Raw genomic sequence first — 16,626 nt, 5'->3', positions numbered from 1 at the left:
GTTTGGTCTTTTTAAGCTACCAATTATTCAAACCTAGGAGTTTTTTTCCTAAGTCGGTAAGCTTAGCGGTTTCATATTTGGTTTGTTCCCATTTTCTAGGGTCTCCAGGAAATGCATAGCCTTCAGGGGCAATTCGATTTCTCCATGAATTGATACGCCAGTTTCTAAGTTCTTCATTGTCTTCTTCCGCCGGCATCATGGAAATGTACTGGGCAATTCGCACTTTATCACCGGACCTGTTCGGACGAATACCATGGGGTTCGGTACTATTGAAAATCAACAAATCGCCAGCTTCCATTTTTACTTTTACAATTTTATCTTCTAGGTTTGAAATATCAGGTTGAAAATGATCGCGATCCTCTGGTTGACTTAGTTTCCAGGTATCATAGTTGCGATATAACCATGGAATGCATTGAAAGCCTCCCATATTTTCATCAGTTTGATCGGCCAACGCCAGCACGCCTTGAACATTTTGAGGCCGGGTTTCAGGGTCATAATCCCAATGAATAAAGCCCTTTTTATCCACTCCTGGTTGCAATGGAAAATTCAAGTTAGCGCGGTCAATGGTTACCCACAGTTTTTCAGTACCCCAAACGTCAGCGAATGCATCATAAACGCGCTGCATTTGTCTATTGTTCCACAAGTGCTGATGGTTGTAAACCTCCACCATTCCCGTACCCGTAAGTTCTTTCATTTGCATTTCTGCCCTTGGAGGAGCATACCAAGTATTTGAATCGTTAGGATCTTTTTCGTCAAACTCCCAGATAAAATCAGCAGTGGCTTTTGCCTGTTCCTTTGGAATGGCGTTCTTGATTACGATGTAGCCGTTATGCATCCAAAATGCCCAGTCTTCCTCGCTTAATACCCGAAGTGGTTTCCCATTCGAACGATCATTTAATTTCTGTTTACTACTCGTTGCTGTAGATGGGTTTCCAGGAATTTCCTCATGGGCTTTATTGGCCATTTCCATTTTATATTTTGAATCCATAGTGCATGATTTTTTAAAATTACTACTTTGTTGCTACTGTAAAACTAGAAACGAAAACACAGCTTCTCCACCTCAATATTGATTTCTATTTGAACAATATTGATATTTTATACCCATACCGTATAATTTAGTGACAATTTCGTTACATTTAAGAATGAAAATCCAACTAGAAACCATTAATCCGGCCTCTAAAAGTCCATTTCGTCTTTTACATGATCCTAAACTAAATCATCTCTTCTACTGGCATTTTCATCCAGAATTCGAACTCGTATATATTGAAGGGGCAAGTGCCACCCGTCATGTAGGAAATCATATTTCACAATTTACCAATAGTGATCTCGTTCTGATTGGATCGAACATTCCGCATCTAAATTTTGACCATGGGGTTGCTACTACCTATCGCAAAGAAGTATTGCATATCAAACCTTTATTTAAGGAAAACTTCATTGCACAAATGCCTGAGCTACAGTCTATTGAAGTCTTGATGGAACGCTCTAAATACGGACTAGCATTTTCAGGTGAAATAAAAAAAGAGGTTGGTGAATTATTAAAAGAACTGCATCTATTACCTCCCTTTGAGTTCTTCATGCAATCCATTCACATTTTAAAGCAACTGGCTGAAAGTAAGGAGTACGCATTGCTTCACACCAAACCCTACGTAAATCGATATAGCAAAAAAGAACAAGAGCGAATTCGTCAAATTTATGCACTAATCGATGAACGCTACCAAAATAAAATAGCAGTTGATGAAGTTGCAGCGCTTTGCAATTTGACCAAACCTGCTTTTTGCCGCTACTTCAAGAAGGCAACAGGAAGCACTTTTATCAGCTTCTTGAATCAATATCGTATTAGTCAGGCCAAACGTTTGTTGCTAATGGGGAAGAATATCAGCGAAGCTTGTTATGAATGCGGTTTCGAGAGTCTGTCGTATTTCAATCGTACATTTAAGAAGATAACAACAGAAAATCCATCAGATTTCAAAAGAAAACTGCAAGACCGTTCTTCGAGATAAAATTCAATTAACCGAAAAATGCTACCCGTATCAACAGCCATGCATAAAATACAGCCTCTTTATCTACAACCGTACCTATTCAGTATAAACGCCAATAGCGCTGGTGATATCGGCAGTTGCAGTTATTGGTAGCTTGTTTTCAAAGAAAAAACCCCTCGACATTTCTGTTCGAGGGGTTTTCTAACTAAATAACCAACCAAAAATTGTTCACTTCGCCCGTAACTGTGCTCCGGGTGAGAGCTTATCAAACTTATTTTACACGACTTCTTTTGACCTTCATGATAGGATTCGAAGTCTTCGTTCTTTTTCTAGACACCGCGCTTTTGCCCGATTTTAAGTACTGCTGATATCCTTTTCCTTTAAACTCATATACCGTTTCACTAGAAGGGTGATATAGCTCAATTGTACTATCATTAATAACGTAAAGCTCGAAGTAATCATTGCCCATAAAGTCGTAAGCAAGTGTTAAAGTTTTGAGTGTTTCATCGTTTTCTACGTCATACACCTGATAATCACCTTCAAAATCCCATTGGATATTACTTAAAGATGTTCCGGGGTTATCAATTGAAGATCGAAAGAAATCTGGATTAAACTGTATGAAATTCTCATCATCAAAATCATTAAACGCACCCTCTTCACTGGTAAATATTTTTTCCCAGGCATCATACTCTTGTAAAAAAAAGTTGATATTGTCATAGAAGACCGTATCGTAATCAAAGTTGCTGATTTGATATCCGTTTAGAAAATAAGACGTTCCAGAACGTGGATCTCTCACTTCTATGGTATTTCCGTTCACGGCGAAAATGTCTAACAGCCATAACCCGTCAACATCATGATTGATTTCTACCGTTCCACGAAGCGTACCGTAGCTCCCCACATCGATTCCAAATCCATTACCTGTTTTACCAATGCCAACGATATTGTTATTGGCATAAACCGTTCCATTATCGAATGAAATGGTGAAGGCGCGCTGCAAGAAAGGCACTTCGCCGTTTCCCGTGGTCGCATTAATATCTACATACCATAAATCATATGATCGCAAAACCTGATCTGTATTGAAGGCCGACTCTTCAATGAAATCGTCTTCAATAATGGTATCTACATAGCAAGAGGTCATCAATACACCCAAAAGTAGTAATCCTAAAAGTCGTTTTGCCTTCATAACGGTCTGATTTTAAATTCAGTTCATATAAAACAAATGCCATGCCAATAATTTTAAATACTTGATAATGAGTATTTAAGGTTTCGATTTTTTAATTCATTAGCTTTGTATTCTTAATTAGATTTCATGTCAAAAGAAATGAAGTTTGGGGTTCTAGGAGGTGGAAGTTGGGCCACGGCAATTGTGAAGATGCTAACTGAAAATCAAGACAAGGTAGGCTGGTATATGCGAAATTCTGACGCTGTTACTTACATAAAAAAGGAAAAACACAATCCGAATTATCTAAGTTCTGTGGAGTTTCACACCGAGCAGTTGCAGCTGACGGATGATATCAATGAAATTATCGGTTCTTCTGATGTGCTCATTTTTGCTATCCCCTCTGCTTTTTTAGAAAGTGAGCTTCAAAAGTTGAATTTGACCTTGAAAGATAAAATCATCTTTTCGGCCATAAAGGGAATCGTACCGGAAACGGGATTAATTGTGGGCGAGCACTTTCATGAAAAATACAACATCGATTTCGAAAACATTGGTGTAATTACAGGCCCTTGTCACGCAGAAGAAGTAGCTCTCGAGCGCCTATCGTATTTAACCATTGCCTGTGCAGATGAAAAAAAGGCGCAATTGGTTGCTGAAAATTTAAAAAGCCACTATATAAAGACCAAAATTTCTGACGATATTATTGGAACCGAATATGCCGCCATGTTGAAAAACATTTATGCCTTGGCAGCCGGAATTTATCACGGCTTGGGCTATGGTGATAATTTTCAAAGTGTGTTGATGAGTAATGCCATTCGTGAAATGAAACGCTATATCAAACGTGTGCATAAAATGAAACGCAATATTAATAACTCAGCCTATTTAGGAGATTTATTAGTTACTGGATACTCCACATTTAGTCGTAATCGGATGTTTGGGAATATGATTGGTAAAGGTTATACTGTAAAAAGCGCTCAAATGGAAATGAAGATGGTAGCCGAGGGTTATTATGCGGCCAAAACCGCCTATGACCAAAAAGCAAAATTTAGCAAAAAAGTACAAACCCCAATAATTGATGCTGTTTATAAAGTGCTCTACCAAGGGGCAAATGCGAGGCGGGTTTTTAAAGCGCTAACGGATAGGTTGGATTAACGCTTCTTTGCTTGAAGCATTCTATAGTTAGGAGCAGACAATGGGTTATAACATAAAGGGATCTTGAATAGTCAATTTAGCACATCACCAAGGCCCACTATTGGCGTTCCATTGAAAAATTAGAATGCTCCTCCAACTCTTGATGCAACTGGTCTCTCCAAGCTAGCACTTGAGCGTCATCAACTTTATAAATCTTCTTGAATTCATCTAAAATAGGTTTCATCAAAGACCGGACACCTTCAATATCAAAATACAAACGCCCCGTTCTACGAATAAAGAAGTCCATAGGGTTTAGTACCATTTCGTAATCGACACCAAAACGCAATTCTGCCTTGGCCATTCGCTCATATTTGTCGGTATCTTTTAAACTTGCATAGGTTTCTAAAATGATTTCAGTTTGTTTGCCGTAATTGGTGACCAAGAACCAAGCATCATACTCCGTAAATCCGTCGGCTTTAATTTTTTCAAAGACTTCTGCTATATATTTTTTGACATGCTTAAACTTTTTGAAATCTACATTTCCACAGAGGTAAATTTCATCGGTATGGCATTCTTTCAAAGTAGTCCCCTCCTCTTCTAGTTTTTTGGCGATACGGTCAACAACCCGTTCGGCCATTTTTCGATATCCCGTAAGTTTTCCGCCTGCAATGCTAATCAAACCAGTATCTGAAGTAAATATCTCGTCTTTTCGTGAAAGTTCGGAGGCAGATTTTCCTTCCTCATGAATTAATGGCCGAAGCCCTGCCCATGAAGAAACAATATCTTCCATTTCCAAGTTAATTTTTGGGAACATATTATTTACTGCCGAAAGTAAATATATCGCATCCGCCAAATCAGTTCTGACCTTGTCTTTGTCAAGATTGAAGTTCGTATCGGTAGTTCCTACGTAAGTTACTTTTCCTCTTGGAATAGCAAACATCATTCTCCCATCTGGAATGTCAAAATACACCGATTGTTTTACCGGTAATTTTTCTTTCGGAAAAACCAAATGGACGCCCTTAGTCAAATGCAGGCGTTTTCCTTTTTTAGAGTTGTTTACACTTCTGAGTTCGTCTACCCAAGGACCCGCAGCGCTAATTACGTATTTGGTTTGGATGGTAAAATCTTCCCCTGAAATTTCATCCATCACACTTACGCCTGAAATCTTTTCATCAGTGTATTGAAAATCTTGAACAGAAGCATAATTCAGAGCTGTTGCCCCAAATTGTAAACTTGTTTTTATATTTTCAATAGTCAATCGAGCATCATCTGTTCGATACTCTGCATAATAACCTGCGCCTTTTAATATTTTCTTTGGAAGTAAAGGCTCAAGCTTTAAGGCTTCCTTTTTCTCCAACATTTTACGTTTATCATCGCCAGTAACTTGGGCAAGAATATCGTAAACTTTGAGGCCGATGGAAGTCAGCCATTTGCCATACGAGCCATTTTCAATTAACGGAAGCAACATTTTTTCGGGAAGCACGAGATGGGGTGCTAGTTTATGTACGATTGCCCGCTCGGAACCCACTTCTTTAACCAACCAAAAATCAAATTGCTTAAGATAGCGCAGTCCACCATGAATTAGTTTTGTCGATTTACTACTTGTTCCAGAAGCAAAGTCATTTTTTTCAACCAGTGCCACTTTCAATCCGCGGGAGGCAGCGTCTAAAGCTATGCCACCGCCTGTTATTCCACCTCCGATTACCACTAGGTCGAATACTGAGGTAGCCAGTTTGTCAACTGTTTTTGCCCGGTCTAGATTCGAGAATTTTATGTTTTTTGACATTTATTTAATCGACATTGCGAGGAGATCTGTCGAACTTGCAATCTGTCTCCTCAAAGTTCATACTATCATTCATGTTCCGAACAAACGTATTGCTTCTTCAATCGGCTCATGCCCTGCTTCTCGCAAAGACGTTTTTTACTGTTCTTCCCAACCTTTGGTTCTTTCGACCGCTTGTTGCCACTTGCTATACAAGCGCTTTCTCTTTACCCGGTCAAAAGTAGGTTTGAAAATACGGTTCATGGGTCTGTTTTGGTCAACGTCTTCCTGTTTCCAAAGTCCAACATGAATTCCTGCCAAAAACGCTGCACCCATCGCCGTAGATTCGATGACTTCAGGCCGATGGACCTCTGTATCCAAAATATCTGCCTGAAACTGCATTAGGTGGTTATTGGCACATGCACCACCGTCGACGCGAAGATTTTCCAATTCTATTCCTGAATCATCTTCCATCGCCTTTAAAATATCCTTGGTTTGATACGCCAATGATTCTAAGGTCGCTTTCGCTAAATGTGCTTTACCAGTATCACGTGTTAATCCGAAGACAGCACCCCGGGCATACATATCCCAATAGGGAGCTCCCAGTCCTGCAAAGGCAGGAACTACATATACCGGATTTTCACCTTCTACAGAATCAGCCAAGGCTTCTGTTTCACGTGCATCTTTTATTAATTCTAGTCCGTCTCTTAACCATTGCACAGCTGCGCCGGCAATGAAAATACTTCCCTCAAGGGCATACGTTACTTTGCCATCCAAACCATATCCAATGGTGGTTAACAATCCATTTTTGGAGAACATTGGTTTATCTCCTGTATTCATCAACATAAAACAGCCCGTGCCATAGGTGTTTTTTGCAGTTCCTTCTTTAAAGCAAGCCTGGCCGAATAGTGCCGCTTGTTGGTCACCGGCTATCCCAGCAATAGGGATTTTAACCCCGTCCAATTCATAATCACCAAAATGATGTGCTGATGGTTTAACCTCAGGTAACATACTTTTCGGAATACCTAAAACTTCTGTCAACTTAGCATCCCATTTCAGATGTACAATATCATAAATCAAGGTTCGAGATGCGTTGGTATAATCGGTAACATGACTTTTGCCTTTAGTCATATTCCAAACCAACCAGGTGTCTACGGTGCCCATCAACAAATCGCCGTTTTCAGCTTTTTGTTTTGCTCCAGGGACATTGTCTAGAATCCATTTCACTTTGGTTCCGGTAAAATAGGAGTCAATTACGAGTCCTGTGGTTTGCCTAACGTGTTCGGTTAAACCATTGTTTTTCATGTTCTCGCAGATGTCTGCGGTACGTTTATCTTGCCAAACAATAGCGTTGTAAACTGGTTCTCCTGTATTCTTATCCCAAACAATGGCCGTTTCACGCTGATTGGTAATTCCAATGGCTTTGATTGCCGAAGCGCTTATACCTTGCTCTTCTACAAGCTGTGCAAGAACACTTAGTTGCGATTCTAGAATCTCTTTCGGGTCATGTTCTACCCATCCTGATTTTGGAAAAATCTGTTTAAACTCTTTTTGAACCATGCCTTGAATGGCCCCTGCTTGATCAACCAACAAAGCGCGTGAACTTGTGGTACCTTGATCTAAAGAAATAATGTATTGATTTGCCATAGTTTTTGTGTTGACTAAGTTCTAAATATAGGGCTTAAACTTACCATTTCAAAAGCGGTAAACTAATCTATAGTTATCGTAACATTTAATTCATTTCCGAGAGCGTCTACCACAGTAATCTTATGTCTCCCTAAGCCCGGAATTAATCCGATTTCATGAAAGTCTTTTGTTTGCAAAATAAATCGGTCATCTAAATACCAGTAGACTTCGGTCTCGGGTTTTGCATGTGCCAATTTCAAGACCATCTCATTTTTCTCACCCTTGAAGTTTTTTGTCAATGAAATGCGGCTTCCGTTTTTAGGATAAATGAATTCCATAGGAGGCGAATTGGTACTTTTGCAATCATTTCGAAACGGGGGTAAGGGCTTGTAATTCGGATGCGTTCGTTTGTAATAAAATTCCATAAGCGGTGGTAATAAAAACCACGATGATGATACAGCGGTTGATAAGTCAACACAAGATGAATTTACACGGAATTGCTTTTGCGCATCTAATTGAACCATTTGGTGGTAGTGGCATTCCTTCACGTAATTTTCTTTCTTGGGAATAGTTATGGATGTCTTGGGGCATATAGCTGTTGCCAAATAGCCACTCTTAGCACAAACATCAATAGCGACAAATTCATCAAAAGGCTTTTGAAACCATTCACTACGGGGAAGCACGTCAAAAACATCAAATAAAATAGGAGCGGCGCTGGTCACTCCCGACACATTCGGACGGCCTTCTCCGTCGGCATTTCCTACCCAAACACCCACGACGTATGCTGCAGTTACACCGATGGCCCAAGCATCTTTATTGCCAAAACTTGTGCCCGTCTTCCAAGCGATTTCCTTACTGCTATCGTAAAATTCCCATGATTCATTGCCTTCTGGGCGGTTCACCTCTTTCATGGCCTCAAAAGTGAGGTAAATGCTCGCAGCATCAAAGACTGTTTTTTCAACGGATTTTTCTCCAAAGTCAACTCCTTCCTTTAAAAAGGTAGGTTCAGTAAATTCCCTTGAAAAGTACTCGCTTGAGGTTGTATTAAAATGGTTGAGGGTAGATGCCAAATTCGCATATGTTTTGCATAGATCCCATAAATTACTCTCTGCGCCGCCGAGAATTAAGGTTAGGCCGTAGTGGTCTGCCGATTTGTTCAATCCTCCCAATTCAAAAACATCCAACTGGTCTCTAAATTTTGCTAGCCCGTACGACTGTAACAATCGCACTGCTGGAATATTTAAGGAGCGCGCCAACGCATTTTTCGCCTTAACTGCACCACTATATTCCTCACTAAAATTCTCTGGGGTATAGCCAGCAATTTGAGTAGGTACATCAGCCACTAACATATCTGGAAGCAATTCACCAGCATCTAACATGGCAGCATAAAGCAAGGGTTTCACGGTACTACCCGTACTTCGGTTCGCACGTACCATATCAACATCTTTCTGATTCTCCTTGGTGGTTTGTGTGTTTCCAACATAGCTACGTACTTCCCTAGTGTTTACATCTAAAACCAAAACCGCTGCATTATGTACTTGATTTTGTAGTAGACGTAGATGGTGTTTTTGTACGATGGCATTCACGTTGCGCTGCAGATTTTCGTCTAAAGCGGTTCTCACCCGTTGCCCATGGGCATTTTTAGCAATTTGCGCTGTCAAGTGGGGAGCAGTTTTGGGCAGCGGATATGGTTTTTGCGGAAGTTCTTCCAACAGGGCTAAGTGATATGTCGTGCTATCAATATATTTTTTAGTAAGTAACTTTTGCAGTAAGCGATTGCGTTTATCTAGTAACCTTTGTTGATTCTTTCCTGGATAAATCAAACTTGGTGCATTGGGTAAAACTGCCAAGGTCGCAGATTCTGCCCAAGATAATTGATGTGCCTGTAAACCGAAATAACGCCAAGAGGCAACATCAAGTCCGACCACATTGCCACCAAAAGGAGCATGGCTTGCATAGAGTTTCAAAATATCTTCTTTGGAATGACGTAACTCCAAGCGGGTAGCCAGAATCAATTCAATAAATTTTTCGAAATACGAGCGGTTTTTATTTCTAGATAATCGTATGAGTTGTTGTGTCAAGGTGCTGCCGCCGCGAACGGTCTTTCCTGCAGCGAAATTTGACCTGATAGCCTTGGCCATTGAAACAGGATTAAACCCGAAGTGATGGTAGAAATGCCCATCTTCAAACTGTAACAAACAGGTTTCGAATTTTTTCGGCACACTATCGACAACAGGAAAACGCCATTGACCGTCATCTGCAATTTTCGCGCCGATCAAAGTGCCTTGTCTGCTTTCAACTACCGTAGCTGTCGGCACTTTAAATAATTGTTTGGGAAGACAGAAATAGTACGCGATTAGTAGTAGACTAAAAAGAATGAGCTTTTTGGGGTGTTTGCGAGCGAAGTGTAACCATCTATCTTTCAAAATCATACTCCCGCTCTACCAAACAAATTCTTACTTTGTACCAAGAATACCAATCTTTTATTCCTTTTTGTTGCGCAAACAAATGGTCTGTATTTGCTTTCCAATTGGCAATAGCTTCTAAACTTTCCCAGTAACTAATAGTGATACCAACCTCTTCTCGGGCACTTTCGAAATCTAAATAGCCAGGCTGCCGTTTAGCCAAATCTTCCATTTGTTGCGCCATTTGGGCATAACCCTTATCGCCCTCGGTTCTAGTTGACGTAAAAATTACTGCGTAGTATGGAGTCTTAGTATTCATTTTTTTGATTTTGCACTGCCTGCCCTTTTTCAAATCGATGCAGTCTCCTTGAGCTTCTTAGTCAAACCATAGATTCGACTAGCTCAAACAATATATTCCTTCTCCAAAAAATAAGATACAATGGCCTCCTTCATCAATATCGACTGTTCTCCTGCTTTTAAGGGCGGTAACTCTTCCTTGACTATATAATGTGGCCAGCTTTCTTCATCAAAATGCGAAAATTCATAATACCCATAGGGCTCCAACAAACGGCAGATGGCAATATGCATTAAGTCTAACTTTGCATCTTTCTTATATCTTCTGTGATACTGCCCCAATTCTTGCACCCCAACCAAGTAAATAATGGCATCGAGCTCAAGGGGGTCACCATCAGCGAATTGATTAGAGAGTCTTTCTACCAATTCTTCCCAACGCGCTTTTAATTGTGTATCTCTTGACATTTTCTGTTTTTAGCTATCCTCTTATCTATTTAGATAGGAACTTTTTAGCTTTGTCAAAGGTACAAATCAAAGTTCTATATTTGTTGAAACGCTTTACCTATGAGCTTCTTGGATATCATTTTAGGATTGTTGCTTGCTTACGGATTGTACAAAGGCCTAAAAAACGGACTTTTCGTCGAATTGGCCTCCTTGATTGCTTTGATTGCAGGAATTTTTGGAGCTATTCATTTTTCGTATATCGCTGGCAATTACCTCTCGCAAAATATGGATTGGGACGAGCGTTACATCAATCTTACCGCTTTTGTTGTTACCTTCATTGCGATAGTTATAATCGTTAATTTTGCTGGAAAATTTTTGACCAAAATCGCCGATTTTGCTATGTTGGGGCTACTCAATAAGATTGCTGGAGGGCTTTTCGGCACTTTGAAAGTAGCGGTTATTCTTGGGGCTCTTCTTATATTTTTTGAACGTGTAAATTCATCGGTCGGTCTTTTAAAAAATGAGAACATAGCGCATTCTGTGCTCTATGAACCGGTAAAGGAAATTGGGGCATTTGTATTTTCTGCCGTCTTAGAAGGAGGTGAAAATTCAGAGGAGGAGGAATAGAATTTGTTGCCCTCCCTTTTGAAACAATGCTATCTCAATACGGGTTTAGAACAAGAATTCAACCGTTTTACTTGCGAAAATGAACCTTACATAGATATTATAGGCCTTTAACCGACCATAACAAATTCTCTTTCGTACATCTAGTATCTTGCTCACGCCATTTTTGTAAAAAAGCTAATTTGGGAAGGTTAAAAGATTCTGTATTCTATCATGATGCGATTCATGAAATCAACTACTCATTTGGTGACTTCTACCTATTTGACGGTTTTGTGATTGCGGAAGTTTACGAGGGGGTTACTTTTACTTGGGATAACCATGGAAAAAAGGTAGTGGAAGACATTGCATATTTATATGACACGAATGGCCATGATCTTATATTTATTTCCAACCGAATTAACTCCTATTCAATTAAACCAACAGATTGGCGAAAGTTTTTTAAAAATCGTTATGTGCTAAACGGCTATGCCGTTGTAAGCTATTCAACAATCGGAAATTCTATCGCGCTCTTAGAAAAGCTATTCATCAAAACGCAGTCAAAGAGGTTCAACTCATTGGAAGATGCCATTGAATGGGCCAAAGGAGTTTCCAGCAATCGGATGGTTTCATAAGTAGGTTTTGTTGCAGTGCATCGCATTCTGAACCATTCAGGTTCTTAAGATCACAAACCGTCTTTGCCAGACCTTTCAAGCAGAACACGGTCAAAGTCAATTTTATATCTAATTTATAAATCCTTTTGAGCTCCCTAAGGGTCAAATAAAGTTGCGCAGCAGAACCAAGGGAGTTGTCCGAAATCATGCAAATTGTAAGATATTGGACTATGTCAAAGTGCCGGTAATCTACTTTCACCGTTGGTTCCTATGCTGTAGCCCAATCTTAAAGAAATATCAATAATAACAGGGTTGAAACGCTTTAGGGGTCAACTTAATTTATTGATTATCTTCAAAATCTGTTTTTTTATCTCGGTTTCAAATTAGTATTTCGAGGAATAAGGACCCTGTATTTATACAATTGCTATGAATTTCAACATATTCAATACCCTCATACTATCAGGTATTTTACAAGGATTCATATTTTTTGTTGCCGTAATTTCCAACAAAAAATACAAGAGTAAAGCCAACTCTTTCCTAGCACTTACGGTGCTCTTTCTTAGTATTAGCAACTTAAATTATTATGCATGGGATGTAGGACTTATGAAAGAAATTCCCGGTTTGACTTTTCTTCATATTCCGTGGGCATTAACACTGGCGCCAAGCTTTTACCTGTATGTGAGACATTCAGTCAAGGGGGCAATGATTGAGTCGCAGAAACCCAAGAACACTTTAGCCCTTTTTACCCCCTTTATTCTTATTTCGCTTTGTATTTGGGGCACTCGCCTTTATACCTTTTTGCTTGAAACGCCTGACATCATTAAAAACAACTTCTATTTTTATCTTGAGCTGGTTAATTTAGTGGCAATCGTAGGCTCTGCCCTTGCTTCCTATAGACTACTGAACAAATTTCGTGCAGCCAAAAAGAAAATGCCAGAGCGCTTTTTCCTTAAATTAGGTTGGCTTCGCAAAATGCTAGTCATCTCTTGTGCGATTATTGTTTGCTGGGTTGTGTTGATTGTCTTAGACATGGCCACAGCGATAGATAGCATAACCCTCTTTTATCCTTTGTGGTTGTCGTTAACAATATGGATTTACTGGGTAGGCTATACGGGTATTTATCAATCAAAATTGGCGCAAGAAAGGGCCGAAATAAGACGCGAACTCAAAAATAAACAACTTCTTGCCAAAGCAAGTACATTTCAGAAAAACAGCACCAGAGAGGCGGAACATTTTAATCAAATTATTCAACTGTTGAAAAATGACCAAATCTATACCAACCCATCTTTAGGTCTCCAAGATATTGGTGACCGTCTCAACATTTCACCCAATTACGTGTCAAAGATTGTAAATGCGCAGGCCAATATCAGTTTTACCGACCTGGTCAACCAGTATCGGCATGAAATGATCAAAGAAATGTTACAAGATTCCAATTTCTCAAACTACAAAATTATGGCCATAGCGTTAGAGGCAGGATTCAATTCCAAGTCTAATTTTTACAAGTATTTCAAATCTGTAGAAGGGGTTACGCCAACGGAGTATCGCAAAAAACTATTAGAATTGTCCTAAATCTAATAAACTGCAAGATTGTGGACTCCCCTCATAGAATTTCATGATAAAACACCCGTTGTGAGGAAAATAAATAACCTCAATGGCATAAATCAACATGCACAACGAGTTAACCTTTTAAAAACTTTTTATCATGAAAAACAAAGTATTACGAATTCTAGGTGCAGCAAGCCTAGTCTTATTTATGAGTAGTTTAATGACAAGCTGTAGCGTCGAAGATGGCGTAGATGGTTTAAACGGAATTGATGGTATAGATGGAGCTAACGGACAAGATGGCGTCGATGGACAAGATGGGGCCGACGGGGCTGATGCAATTGGCCTAGAGGAGTTCGCAAAATATGGTTCTATAGAACTTAGGGTGCAGGGTATGAGGCCTGATAGTGTGGCTTTTGACTACGAAACGGAATTGGAATTTATTTCTCCCGCACTTGATAATAACAATTTTCGAGACGATGATCCTGATCATGAATTCTACTTTTTACGATTGTTAAACGCGCCTAACGTAGATGAAATAAACGGAGCTGCTATATCTTTAGATGTAATTGATGCAGGCTTAGCATCGCAAAGTTTTAGTTTTGAAATACAGTTTTCAGATTTTGCTATTTTCTCTGATGATTTAACCTATATCTCACTTGATGACTCTTACTATGGGGCTATCAATACAAACAACAGAGTCAGCAATAATTACGGTGTTGCCACTACGTTCACTATTAGCGAATACAGCTTTGACGATACCACCAATAATTTGAAATTCTCCTTTGTTATGGAAATCGATGGAAACAATAATGAAACAGGAAACCATCTCAGAGTTGATGGTGCTGTTGATATCATGGTGTTTGAAAATGTAAATCCCAGTTATTAATGTTTGGTTTTCAATTTGACAAGTAACCTGAGTTTTTTTAACTTCTGTAGTTACAAATGAACATGCCCTCTAAATTCTTTTAGAGGGTTTTTCTCATTCAAAGTTTTTCGCGACTACTTAACAAATGAAATGTCATCTCAAAATAAATCCGTTTTTCATAGGGTCATTGGGGTCAATACAAAAGGTATGTGTTCCTGTAATAAAAGCTGTTCCTTCCACTTGCGGAATAACCGCTTTAAACGGACCATAATCTACTTCAGATATCACTGAACCTTTAAAGACCGAACCGGTAATACTTTCTATGGTCATGGTCGCACCAAGATCAATTTCTTTTCTTTGCTTGTGAATCGCCATTCTTCCTGAAACACCAGAACCTGTTGGGCATCGGTCAACTTCACCCTCAGCAAAAATGCAAACGTTTTTGCTGTTAATCTCAGCTGCATCAGAATCTCCAATAAAAATAGTGCCGTACAAAAAGCTTAAATCTTCTTCGAAAGGATGTAAGATGTTTTGTTCTTGCTGCATCACCGCTCGTTTGATATCCATTCCTTTGGAAATCAATGTGCGATACGAATTTGTGCTCAAGTCGAAATCGAAATTATTTTTCTTCATATCAACATAAGCATAAAATGCACCTCCATAAGCTAAATCATAGGTTACCTTACCTAAGCCTTGTACCTCAACTACTTTATCCAAGCCGACCACAAAACTTGCTACACAGTGAAATCGCACTCCCATAACTTTGGAGTTTTTGACTTGGGCAAAAGCCGTAATTCGTCCGCAGGGGGCGTCTACTTTTAAGATGTTATCTCCTTCTTCTACCTCAATCCAATGCATCTCGATGGCCAAAGTTGCAATCGCGATTATGGCGTGCCCGCACATAGTGCTATACCCTTCGTTATGCAAGAAAAGGATGCCAAAATCACCATCGTCATCATTTGGTGGCACTAAAATACAACCGTACATATCGGCATGCCCCCGCGGTTCAAACATCAGAGCAGTTCGTAAATGGTCATAATACTCCTTGCAAAAACGACGATATTCCAAAACTGAGTTTCCTTGGAGCTCTGGAAAGCCCGAGACGATTACCCTCAAGGGTTCACCCCCTGTGTGCATGTCAACGGTTTTAATCTGTAACCAATCTTTGGGCGGATTAAAATTCGTTTGACTTTTTATCTTCTGAAACGTACTACCCATGTATAAATTTTTTGTAATAATAGGATGCAGCCACTAAGTCTTCAAGTGCATACCCGACAGATTTAAAAAGCGTAATTTCTTCATCATCTATTCTTCCTTTAGCTTTTCCCGAACAAAGCGAAAATAAATCTCCTTGTATATCATTCGCCTTTAGAATTCCTGATTCAAGAGGTACAAAAAGGTCTCCACTCTCTTCAGTACCACCAAAAGTATCTACAAAAACAGATGCTTTTTTTATCGCCTCATCATCTGCCTCTCGCATATCTTTTCTATATGCCCCAACCAAATCGATATGTTGCCCTGCCATTAGATGTTTTCCCAATACCAATGGAACTTTTGACAGCGTAGCACAGCTTACAATATCTACTTCAGATATTTTTTCGGCAATGCTAGGTATGACTTCACAGCTAAAGTTTTCATTTTGAAACTGATTGCATACTTGCTTTGCATTTTCAATATTCCTCCCCCAAACATACACGTGTTTAATGGGCCTTACCTGTGCATGCGCGCGAATTAAATTTGTAGAAAGTGCTCCCGTTCCTATCATCAATAACGATGTGGAATTCGTTTTAGATAAATAGGAAGAAGCCAAGGCAGATGCAGCTGCGGTACGCTTTGCTGTTAAACTCTTGGATTGAATAATCGCCTTAACTGTTCCTTTTTTCGCATTCAATAGAACGTAAATAGCTTGAACAGAAGGCAACTCAAACTGCTCATTTTCAGGGCTAACCGTAGCAATTTTTACACCCGCCTCTTTACTCGGGTTCCAGGCCGGCATTAGAAATAATGTAGAATCCTTACCCATTTCAGGATTAGGAAAATCATGATGATGACGCTGAGGCACTACTATATCTCTAGAGGTAAAACCTAGTTTCAAAGCAGAAATCAGTTCCGCAAAATTGGTGTTGTCATTTATGAAGTCATCACTGATCTGGACGGTTGGTTCCATATTCTAAAAATATGGAAATATATCAAAGGCCATAT

At 39.5% G+C, this 16,626-nt stretch carries 15 protein-coding genes; 6 read left to right on the top strand and 9 right to left on the bottom strand.

The genetic code is table 11. The features are described from left to right. Positions 1–16: 16 nt before the first annotated feature. Positions 17–988, bottom strand: a complete 972-nt coding sequence (locus ABJN95_RS06845) for a phytanoyl-CoA dioxygenase family protein (RefSeq protein ID WP_348369581.1) — start codon at positions 986–988, stop codon at positions 17–19. A 154-nt stretch (positions 989–1,142) separates the two neighbouring features. Between ABJN95_RS06845 and ABJN95_RS06840 the strand changes: the two genes are divergently transcribed. Continuing rightward, on the top strand, positions 1,143–2,000 hold the full coding sequence (locus ABJN95_RS06840; protein ID WP_348369580.1) for an AraC family transcriptional regulator: 858 nt from the start codon (positions 1,143–1,145) through the stop codon (positions 1,998–2,000). Positions 2,001–2,250: 250 nt separating this feature from the next. On the opposite strand, the gene ABJN95_RS06835 is transcribed toward ABJN95_RS06840, so the two are convergent. Continuing rightward, positions 2,251–3,162, bottom strand: coding sequence for a nicotinic acid mononucleotide adenyltransferase (locus ABJN95_RS06835; RefSeq protein ID WP_348369578.1), 912 nt, complete (start codon positions 3,160–3,162; stop codon positions 2,251–2,253). Between the two features lie 126 nt (positions 3,163–3,288). On the opposite strand from ABJN95_RS06835, the gene ABJN95_RS06830 reads away from it, so the two are divergent. After that, a complete protein-coding gene (locus tag ABJN95_RS06830) occupies positions 3,289–4,290 on the top strand; it encodes an NAD(P)H-dependent glycerol-3-phosphate dehydrogenase (RefSeq protein WP_348369576.1) in 1,002 nt (333 codons plus the stop codon). 97 nt (positions 4,291–4,387) lie between these two features. Here ABJN95_RS06830 and ABJN95_RS06825 read toward each other — a convergent pair whose 3' ends face one another. The 5 genes from ABJN95_RS06825 to ABJN95_RS06805 form a co-directional block, all read right to left on the bottom strand. Beyond that, positions 4,388–6,055: a glycerol-3-phosphate dehydrogenase/oxidase gene (locus tag ABJN95_RS06825; RefSeq protein ID WP_348369574.1), complete on the bottom strand. Its 1,668-nt coding sequence runs from the start codon at positions 6,053–6,055 to the stop codon at positions 4,388–4,390. 135 nt (positions 6,056–6,190) lie between these two features. Then, positions 6,191–7,678 carry a glycerol kinase GlpK gene (glpK, locus tag ABJN95_RS06820; RefSeq protein WP_348369572.1) on the bottom strand — a complete coding sequence of 496 codons (1,488 nt, stop codon included), beginning with the start codon at positions 7,676–7,678 and terminating at the stop codon, positions 6,191–6,193. 62 nt (positions 7,679–7,740) lie between these two features. Further along, the gene (gene pbpC, locus ABJN95_RS06815) at positions 7,741–10,089 is read right to left on the bottom strand and encodes a penicillin-binding protein 1C (RefSeq protein ID WP_348369570.1); all 2,349 of its coding nucleotides are present in this window, start codon (positions 10,087–10,089) and stop codon (positions 7,741–7,743) included. Further along, positions 10,073–10,381, bottom strand: a complete 309-nt coding sequence (locus tag ABJN95_RS06810) for an antibiotic biosynthesis monooxygenase (RefSeq protein WP_348369568.1) — start codon at positions 10,379–10,381, stop codon at positions 10,073–10,075. Before ABJN95_RS06810 ends, pbpC begins: the two co-directional genes overlap by 17 nt. An 83-nt stretch (positions 10,382–10,464) precedes the next feature. Further along, positions 10,465–10,821, bottom strand: coding sequence for a hypothetical protein (locus tag ABJN95_RS06805; protein ID WP_348369566.1), 357 nt, complete (start codon positions 10,819–10,821; stop codon positions 10,465–10,467). A gap of 99 nt (positions 10,822–10,920) precedes the next feature. On the opposite strand from ABJN95_RS06805, the gene ABJN95_RS06800 reads away from it, so the two are divergent. From ABJN95_RS06800 to ABJN95_RS06785, 4 genes are all read left to right on the top strand, one after another. After that, positions 10,921–11,427 (top strand): CvpA family protein, encoded by a 507-nt coding sequence (locus ABJN95_RS06800; protein WP_348369564.1) that lies wholly within the window; start codon positions 10,921–10,923, stop codon positions 11,425–11,427. A 179-nt stretch (positions 11,428–11,606) separates the two neighbouring features. Further along, positions 11,607–12,035: a hypothetical protein gene (locus ABJN95_RS06795; protein WP_348369562.1), complete on the top strand. Its 429-nt coding sequence runs from the start codon at positions 11,607–11,609 to the stop codon at positions 12,033–12,035. A gap of 405 nt (positions 12,036–12,440) precedes the next feature. Then, entirely contained in the window at positions 12,441–13,583 is a 1,143-nt protein-coding gene (locus ABJN95_RS06790) for an AraC family transcriptional regulator (protein WP_348369560.1), read from the top strand. A gap of 133 nt (positions 13,584–13,716) precedes the next feature. After that, positions 13,717–14,445, top strand: a complete 729-nt coding sequence (locus ABJN95_RS06785) for a hypothetical protein (RefSeq protein ID WP_348369558.1) — start codon at positions 13,717–13,719, stop codon at positions 14,443–14,445. Between the two features lie 132 nt (positions 14,446–14,577). Here the strand turns inward: ABJN95_RS06785 and ABJN95_RS06780 are convergent, their stop codons facing one another. Both ABJN95_RS06780 and ABJN95_RS06775 read right to left on the bottom strand, forming a co-directional pair. Then, entirely contained in the window at positions 14,578–15,642 is a 1,065-nt protein-coding gene (locus tag ABJN95_RS06780; protein WP_348369556.1) for a proline racemase family protein, read from the bottom strand. Beyond that, a complete protein-coding gene (locus ABJN95_RS06775) occupies positions 15,635–16,591 on the bottom strand; it encodes an ornithine cyclodeaminase family protein (protein ID WP_348369554.1) in 957 nt (318 codons plus the stop codon). The genes ABJN95_RS06780 and ABJN95_RS06775 overlap by 8 nt, the downstream gene beginning before the upstream one ends. Between the last annotated feature and the right edge of the window lie 35 nt (positions 16,592–16,626).

The organism is Maribacter sp., assembly GCF_039974175.1.
Classification (GTDB): domain Bacteria; phylum Bacteroidota; class Bacteroidia; order Flavobacteriales; family Flavobacteriaceae; genus Maribacter_C.
This window is presented reverse-complemented; position numbering and strand designations above follow the sequence as displayed.

Bases quoted from the DNA above. Each gene is read 5' to 3' on its own strand.
- ABJN95_RS06845 (WP_348369581.1), bottom strand. From the start codon at position 988: ATGGATTCAAAATATAAAATGGAAATGGCCAATAAAGCCCATGAGGAA.
- ABJN95_RS06840 (WP_348369580.1), top strand. From the start codon at position 1,143: ATGAAAATCCAACTAGAAACCATTAATCCGGCCTCTAAAAGTCCATTT.
- ABJN95_RS06835 (WP_348369578.1), bottom strand. From the start codon at position 3,162: ATGAAGGCAAAACGACTTTTAGGATTACTACTTTTGGGTGTATTGATG.
- ABJN95_RS06830 (WP_348369576.1), top strand. From the start codon at position 3,289: ATGTCAAAAGAAATGAAGTTTGGGGTTCTAGGAGGTGGAAGTTGGGCC.
- ABJN95_RS06825 (WP_348369574.1), bottom strand. From the start codon at position 6,055: ATGTCAAAAAACATAAAATTCTCGAATCTAGACCGGGCAAAAACAGTT.
- glpK (WP_348369572.1), bottom strand. From the start codon at position 7,678: ATGGCAAATCAATACATTATTTCTTTAGATCAAGGTACCACAAGTTCA.
- pbpC (WP_348369570.1), bottom strand. From the start codon at position 10,089: ATGATTTTGAAAGATAGATGGTTACACTTCGCTCGCAAACACCCCAAA.
- ABJN95_RS06810 (WP_348369568.1), bottom strand. From the start codon at position 10,381: ATGAATACTAAGACTCCATACTACGCAGTAATTTTTACGTCAACTAGA.
- ABJN95_RS06805 (WP_348369566.1), bottom strand. From the start codon at position 10,821: ATGTCAAGAGATACACAATTAAAAGCGCGTTGGGAAGAATTGGTAGAA.
- ABJN95_RS06800 (WP_348369564.1), top strand. From the start codon at position 10,921: ATGAGCTTCTTGGATATCATTTTAGGATTGTTGCTTGCTTACGGATTG.
- ABJN95_RS06790 (WP_348369560.1), top strand. From the start codon at position 12,441: ATGAATTTCAACATATTCAATACCCTCATACTATCAGGTATTTTACAA.
- ABJN95_RS06785 (WP_348369558.1), top strand. From the start codon at position 13,717: ATGAAAAACAAAGTATTACGAATTCTAGGTGCAGCAAGCCTAGTCTTA.
- ABJN95_RS06780 (WP_348369556.1), bottom strand. From the start codon at position 15,642: ATGGGTAGTACGTTTCAGAAGATAAAAAGTCAAACGAATTTTAATCCG.
- ABJN95_RS06775 (WP_348369554.1), bottom strand. From the start codon at position 16,591: ATGGAACCAACCGTCCAGATCAGTGATGACTTCATAAATGACAACACC.